The sequence below is a fragment of the Candidatus Hydrogenedentota bacterium genome, from assembly GCA_012523015.1.
Lineage (GTDB): Bacteria > Hydrogenedentota > Hydrogenedentia > Hydrogenedentales > CAITNO01 > JAAYBJ01.
In genome coordinates, this window is the sequence record JAAYJI010000241.1 from 1 (window position 1) to 6,696 (window position 6,696).

Sequence of the window (6,696 nt, forward strand, 5' to 3'; positions counted from 1 at the left end):
CAAACCATGCATGAAGCCGTTCCCGGACTGCGTACCATGCTCTGGATCGGCGTGAAAGTTCCCGATATCCACAAGAAATTCCGTAAAGCCCACGAAGACGGGTTCAAAGGATTGGATCAGGATCAACTTCATTTGCATGCCGCTCCGGAAAAAGACGAAGGCATCAGCTACTTGATGGAAGAAGCTTTCTTGAAGGAGGCCCTCGAAATCGCAAATGAAGCCAACATAGATCTTGAAGTGCTGCCTTTTGAATTGGATTGCACAAGATAAGCAAGCTTACTCGATGTCGGTATCCGCTGGTATGCAACCGATGAGCCTAAACGCTTTGTCTCTTGCGTCGACCAATGGCGTGAGCACAATCCCAACGACGCAAAATAAACATCCATTCTATTTTTCCTTGTCCGCTAAAAGGAAAGGCGTACAGATTTGCGCTATCTCGATCACTCGACGAGGCGTTTTATACGATGCCAATAGCTGACCGTCGTTTGTGGATGCGTTGCCTGTTCGCCTACCCCTTCTAAAATAACCGAGTAGGTTCCGGGAAAGCCGCCATGCTCATAGGGCAGCTTGAGCTTGGGACCGTTGGCTAATGGATCGGCTTCCGCCTCGTAAAAGACCGCCGGCTTCAATGCCTCTCTCTCAGAGATGAGCAATACATTGTCTCCATAGGGCTCCCCATGGAACATGGGGTTGGTGTGGGCGTTGACTCCCAAAAGCCAAGGGCCGTAAAAAATCGCCGCTTCTTGAATGGCATCTTCGCCCAAGTCCTTGATACGGATCGCGCTGTTATCGCGTGCGACAAAACGGAGGTTGCAGAGCAAGCGTATTTCCATCGTATCACCCGCTTTCCAGATCCGTTGCGTCGTATAATACCATCCATCTTCAGCGCTTTCTTTTTCGCCCGACTGCTCCCGAACAATATCCTTTTTCGTGTCCTGCATCGATGCTTCCCCAGCAACAACTTTACACGCCATGGAATGCGCCCAGCTAGGGAAGCGAATCCCCACGGTAAGGGGTGTTTCCGGTGTCGCAGAGACAACCATTCGATAAGCAAGTTCTGATGTGTGTAAAGGCTCCATGTGAAATTTAAAATTATCGCTACCCCAGAAGCCTTCGCTGAACAGATGAACACGTACTTCCGGTGCCGACACTTCTTTCGGCTCAGATGGCACGACAGTCACCACGTGATCTAACACGTCGCGGAAGGCGCGCAGTCCGTGCATGGTGCAGCACCACCAAGCCCGTGCCGCCCCCGGATGAGGTACATAGCCGTAAGCGTCGAAGCAGCGGTGCCCGAAATCGCCGGTCTCGAATTGGCTGCCATACAAGCTGTTATACAGACATTTTTCTGCACGCGCTCCATAATCCTCTTTGCCTGTAGCCTGATAGAGCTGCAAGCACAAGCGCACGAAATCAGCCTCACTGCAGCCTTCGTCGCGGTTGTACGTATCGTCGAAAAACTCGAGCAGCCCGCCGTTGACCTTCACCGCTCCTGCATCTACCATATCTTTGAAGCGCGTCTCCACAGCGTCTAAAAGCGCCTGTTCTCTCGTACTTTCGTAAATCAGCATATGACCGCGCAGCGTCGTCAGATAGCCGTGGGTATGCTGCACGCCCCGTTCTTCCCAGAAGCTTTCCATCTGCCGTGCTGCATCTCGATATTTCATATCACCTGAAGCACGGGCAAGCAGTTCCAATCCTTCATTGAGTTGGGTGAAACAAATGAAACCATTGGCAGCCTTGCCCTTGACCCGCTCACGGACTTCGGGCGTCGAACAATCTTGAAAAACATGTAAGAGGAAATCTCCCAAACGCAACGAGGCATCTAAGACTTCTTCTTTATCGGGAAAACGACGCTGGTATTCGAGCAGGCCCGTCAGGAGCCGGCCGTTGCCCCACAGTAAGGCCATTTGCGCCGGCCCTATCTGTGCCGCGTCGAAAGATAAAGACGCCGCGCCGAAGCGACCATCTTCCCGCTGGTGCTGCAAAAGGGCCGACACCAGCCTGTGCAGCCGCGCAATTTCGTCGGGATCCTTCGCCATTTCCGCCACAGCCCCCACATATCGCCCGGATATATCGCCGCTGAACTCATCAAAACGCCGGGGATACTGAGGGTCCAACTTTACATCAGCGAGAATGAAGTCGTCAGAGAAGGAAGGTTCTGTCTGCTCTTGGAAGCGTTGAAAGACGAGGTTAATGCGTGCTTGCAGGTCACCGCCCGCCTCCATCTGTGCGAAGAGCGCGCCGGGCGCCCCAAAACACAAGAGACTAAAAATAAAGAAGCGATACATGGATCATACTCCTATCGGTTGAGTTGAGGCGCGTTGATACAGTTGCTCTTTCACAGGAGAAACATTTCTCTGTGTGCCTATCCGATTTACCTTATCATATACACGGCGATCAACAAAATCTTCTGAGCGATAGGTGTTCTTAGGTGGCGCAACGAAAGACAGTACTTGTTAGCAGCCGTTGCGATCCATTTTTGATTCCAACACGTTCCGGTTCACTTTCTGTGCGACCAATTCTTCGCTATTTGAGTTGTTCAAGAATATCTCCGGCTTTTTTCTTGTTTCATAAACAGAAGTCCTGTTCCATTACATTCATGCAGGAATCACAATTCGACGACCTTGCCCGCAGCACCGATAGCGGACGCAGACAGAAAACAAGCAGACCATAAAAATAGGATAGGGGCAGCCATGCAATTTGATGAACGAGAAATTCGCCTGATCCTCGACAGACATTATTCCACCTGCGATGGATTTGTTGCCGTATTGGAAGAAATTCAAACCAGCTTCGGCTATCTCCCGGAACCGGTACTCCGTAAAGTGGGTGAACTTACCGGCCGCTCTATGGAAGATATCTATGAAGCCGCTTCCTATTACCCCTCCTTCACGCTGGAACCCCGGGGACGACATCATGTCTGTGTTTGCACCGGATCAACGTGCCATGCCAATGGCAGCGTTTTGGTATTAAAGAAGCTGGAAGAACAATTTAAGGTTAAGGCGGGCTCTGCCTCTGCTGACGGTCAAGTCTTTTTAGAAACCACCAACTGCCAAGGGATGTGCGACATGGGGCCGATCGTTGTCGTTGACGGTATCTACCACTCGAAAGTGAAGGAAGACTCTGTGTCGAAGCTTATTGATCGTATCAAAGAGGAGGAGTCGCCGAAACCCAGCGTAGAATAACCCACTCCTTCCCACCCCGCCTTTCTCTTCTATGCGATGAGCCCCTCAACCCGCCCATAAACCCTTCTCTCCGTGAAAAGTAAAGGCCCACTAAAGCCGTGTATTCCGAATTTATTTGGGCTTCGCTGAATGGTTACGTTACAATGTTTTTCCAGAACTTCGCCTTGTATGGAAGATAATACCGTGTCACAGTAACCGCTCCTTCAGTGGACTGTGCCGCCGTGGCCGCATATGAGGATACGCCGCTAGCGGCGTGCAGCAGTGTAGTGCGCAATACCCATCCACGAGGCGTTATTTTCGATAAGGGAACGGCGCTTTTTCCGGAAAGAACACCATGATAGAAGCAAAAGGACTCACCAAATATTTTGGCCTTGTAGGCGCACTTCAAAATGCCTCCTTTACAGCAGGCAAAAACGAAGTGGTCGGTTTTTTAGGCCCTAACGGCGCCGGTAAGAGTACGGCAATGCGTATTTTAACAGGCTTTTTTCCTGCGGGAAAAGGAACCGCCCACATTGACGGTATTGAAGTGCATGAAAATCCCTTGGAAGTAAAACGTAAAATCGGGTATATGCCTGAACATGTGCCCCTCTACGATGATATGACTGTTCGCGGCTTTTTAAATTTTGCCGCCACCGTGAAAGGATTACGAAAAAAACAGCGTAATGAAGAAGTGGAACGGGTGATGGCCCATTGTGGCCTGGAACCTATGATCCGGCGCATGTTACGCAATTTGTCGAAGGGTTACCGGCAGCGGGTCGGTCTGGCGCAGGCCTTGTTGGGCAGTCCGCCTGTGTTGATCTTGGATGAGCCCACCGCAGGCTTGGATCCCGCACAAATCGTGGAAATCCGCAATCTAATCAAAGCCTTAGGCAAGGAGCATACCGTCCTGTTAAGCACCCATATCTTGCCTGAAGTCAATATGGTTTGCGACCGCGTCATCATTATTAATCGGGGTCATATTGTGGCGCAGGAAAGTATGGACCGCTTTACTGCCTCGGGTCAACGCAGCCTTGAAGAAGCCTTTATGACCGCAGTCAGTACCGATTCCATTGTTGGGGAGGTGCGCTCATGAATCGTATCCTCGCTGTTTTCCGCAGAGAATTTACCGGCTATTTCCTCACGCCCGTAGGCTATGTTGTGACCGGTATGTTTGCCGTTATATCCGGTATCGCTTTTACGCTTTCATTGATCAGCTACGCGAAAATGTCCATTTCGCCCACCGATTACGGCTACAACACAGTTCCCGATCTAGGCGAAACTTTATTAAGCCCCTACCTCGTCTTTTGCGGCATGCTCTTCATGTTTCTAAGTCCGCTCATTACGATGCGCATGATTGCGGAAGAAAAAAAGAGCGGCACCATGGAACTCTTATGGACATGGCCCCTACGCGATCGCGACATTATTTTCGGCAAGTACCTCGCAGGACTCGCCATGCTCCTTGTCATGCTCTGTGTGACGGGCGTTCATTTGGCATTGCTGGGCCGCTTCGCCCATGTGGAACCAGCCATTCTGATTTTCGGGCTCCTCTCCGTCTTTCTCATGGGCGCCGCCTTCGTCAGTCTGGGACTCTTTATCTCCACCATCACGCGCAGCCAAATAACGGCGGGCACAACCACTTTCGGGCTCAGTCTTCTATTCTATGTGGCAGGTAATCTGGGCGAACATATGCCCGCTGTCAACCCGGCCCCATCAGCTTGGCCTGAACTGTTGCGCAGTGTCATCGGCGCGCTCTATGCCGTGATCCGCGGTCTGATCTTGGAATTACCCGTCGATACACACGCAGGCGAAATGGCGCTGGGCGTGGTCTACCCCAAAGACATTGGCTATTATGTTCTTTTCAGCGCCTTCTTTTTATTCTTAAGTTTCCGTGTATTTGAGAGCAGGAATTGGAGGTCCTGACCGTATGAAAGCAATGCGAAATTTCTTCGGCTGGTTTGGACTTATCGCCTTAGCCGTCTCTCTGAATTTACTGGTATGGACACAAGAATTCTTTTCCGTGCCGGTTTTGGCACCCCTTGTCACCGCTTTAGTCTTAGGCTTGGGATGGCTGATCCTGCTCCTCTTGAGTCTGCCGGGCCGTTCCCTTTTGGAAGACCGAAGCACAGGCGGCATCGGCATCCTTTTCAGCAGCACCATTTTCCTGGGCATCTGTATTGTGCTCTATCTCTTCCTTTCCTCGTGGCAAGCTTCCTGGGATCTTACCAGTGAGGGCCGCCGCTCATTGGCGCCCCAGACCATTCAGGTGCTGCAAGCCATGAACACGGAAGTGACTGTCTATTGCTTTTTCCAATTAATCGATGATGAACTCGTTGCCATTGCCCGCGATAAAACCCTTCGTTTTTTGGAGCAATGCCAGCGCTATACGCCCCTTTTAAAGGTGGAACTCCTCGATCCCTCCCTAGACCGTGCCCATCTGGAAGCGATGAGGGTCACCCATATTTCCGTGCAGGGAACCATTGTCTTAAAAAGCGGCGACCGGCAGCGTGTCATCACCTTGAGCGGCGGCAGTCCCCGCTTGGAAGAGCGGGACTTTACCAACTCCCTGATCAATGTGCTCCGAGAAAAAGAGTCCATGGTCTACTTTATGACCGGACACCAAGAACGCAGCCTCATGGATGAAGATCCGCAACAAGGAGGCAGCATGTTGGGCAACCTGCTCCACGGCGAATCCTATATCCCCTTACCTTTGGCAATAAAAATCAGCGATCCCGAAATTCCCATGGATGCCGATATCATTGTCATCAATAATCCTTTAATGGATTTTCACCCCGTCGAAATTGAGCAACTGAAATTGTTCATGCAACGGGGCGGCCGTCTCTTAGTGTTGATTGAACCCTGGCGCGCAACCACAGCGGGACAAGGTGTTGCCGACCGTATCTTTGCTTTTTTTGAAGAGACCTTCGGCATTGTTATCGGTACTGATCTCCTTTGCACAGACGCTTCGAATACGCCGTTGTAAATGGAATTGACTGTGAATGACGCGCCCTTCGAGAAGCTGGATGAGGAAGTGGGCGCCTATAGAGGCTGCTTCAGTCTTAGCCATCCCGTGACACGAAGCTTTGACCAAAGTCTCTTGCTTCAATCAGTGCGCAGTGTTTCTCTGACAGAATCGATGCCGGAACAGGTGGCAGCCGTGGAATTGCTGCGGAGCACACCGGATTATTGGGCGGAAAGGGACATCGAAAAATTGCTGCAAACACGGCAGGCAAAATGGGATGAGGGCGAACGGAAAGGACCCGTGCCCATCGCTGTTGCCGCCGTACTTCCTGTGAATCCAAGCGACAACCCCCAAGGCCGTTCTGACGGACGGATCCTTATTGTAGGCGATGCAGACTTCGCTTCTAACGGCAGCCTTATCGTGCCCGGACACCTCAACTTCTTGCTGAATTCTTTTGCTTGGCTTTCCGAAAGTAAAGATTTGATTGCCATGCGGCCAACGGGCCGAGAAGCACAACCCTTACTCTTGAACGCACTGCAAGAACGCACCATTGCTTGGATCTCTATTCTGTTC

At 51.3% G+C, this 6,696-nt stretch carries 7 protein-coding genes; 6 read left to right on the top strand and 1 reads right to left on the bottom strand.

The features are described from left to right. Positions 1-270 (top strand): glycerophosphodiester phosphodiesterase (locus GX117_10515; GenBank protein NLO33771.1); only part of this gene is annotated, 270 nt, incomplete at its 5' end. A gap of 170 nt (positions 271-440) precedes the next feature. Here GX117_10515 and GX117_10520 read toward each other — a convergent pair. Next, entirely contained in the window at positions 441-2,291 is a 1,851-nt protein-coding gene (locus tag GX117_10520; GenBank protein ID NLO33772.1) for a hypothetical protein, read from the bottom strand. A 405-nt stretch (positions 2,292-2,696) separates the two neighbouring features. Between GX117_10520 and GX117_10525 the strand changes: the two genes are divergently transcribed. From GX117_10525 to GX117_10545, 5 genes are all read left to right on the top strand, one after another. Beyond that, positions 2,697-3,185 carry a hypothetical protein gene (locus tag GX117_10525; GenBank protein ID NLO33773.1) on the top strand — a complete coding sequence of 163 codons (489 nt, stop codon included), beginning with the start codon at positions 2,697-2,699 and terminating at the stop codon, positions 3,183-3,185. 334 nt (positions 3,186-3,519) lie between these two features. Beyond that, positions 3,520-4,257, top strand: a complete 738-nt coding sequence (locus GX117_10530) for an ATP-binding cassette domain-containing protein (GenBank protein NLO33774.1) — start codon at positions 3,520-3,522, stop codon at positions 4,255-4,257. Continuing rightward, the gene (locus tag GX117_10535; GenBank protein ID NLO33775.1) at positions 4,254-5,084 is read left to right on the top strand and encodes an ABC transporter permease subunit; all 831 of its coding nucleotides are present in this window, start codon (positions 4,254-4,256) and stop codon (positions 5,082-5,084) included. The genes GX117_10530 and GX117_10535 overlap by 4 nt, the downstream gene beginning before the upstream one ends. Before the next feature lie 4 nt (positions 5,085-5,088). Further along, positions 5,089-6,144 (top strand): hypothetical protein, encoded by a 1,056-nt coding sequence (locus GX117_10540; GenBank protein ID NLO33776.1) that lies wholly within the window; start codon positions 5,089-5,091, stop codon positions 6,142-6,144. A 12-nt stretch (positions 6,145-6,156) separates the two neighbouring features. Further along, positions 6,157-6,696: hypothetical protein (locus GX117_10545; protein ID NLO33777.1), on the top strand; the 540-nt coding region annotated here is incomplete at its 3' end.

Coding starts and splice junctions, on each gene's coding strand:
- GX117_10520 (NLO33772.1), bottom strand. CDS start 2,291: ATGTATCGCTTCTTTATTTTTAGTCTCTTGTGTTTTGGGGCGCCCGGC.
- GX117_10525 (NLO33773.1), top strand. CDS start 2,697: ATGCAATTTGATGAACGAGAAATTCGCCTGATCCTCGACAGACATTAT.
- GX117_10540 (NLO33776.1), top strand. CDS start 5,089: ATGAAAGCAATGCGAAATTTCTTCGGCTGGTTTGGACTTATCGCCTTA.
- GX117_10535 (NLO33775.1), top strand. CDS start 4,254: ATGAATCGTATCCTCGCTGTTTTCCGCAGAGAATTTACCGGCTATTTC.
- GX117_10530 (NLO33774.1), top strand. CDS start 3,520: ATGATAGAAGCAAAAGGACTCACCAAATATTTTGGCCTTGTAGGCGCA.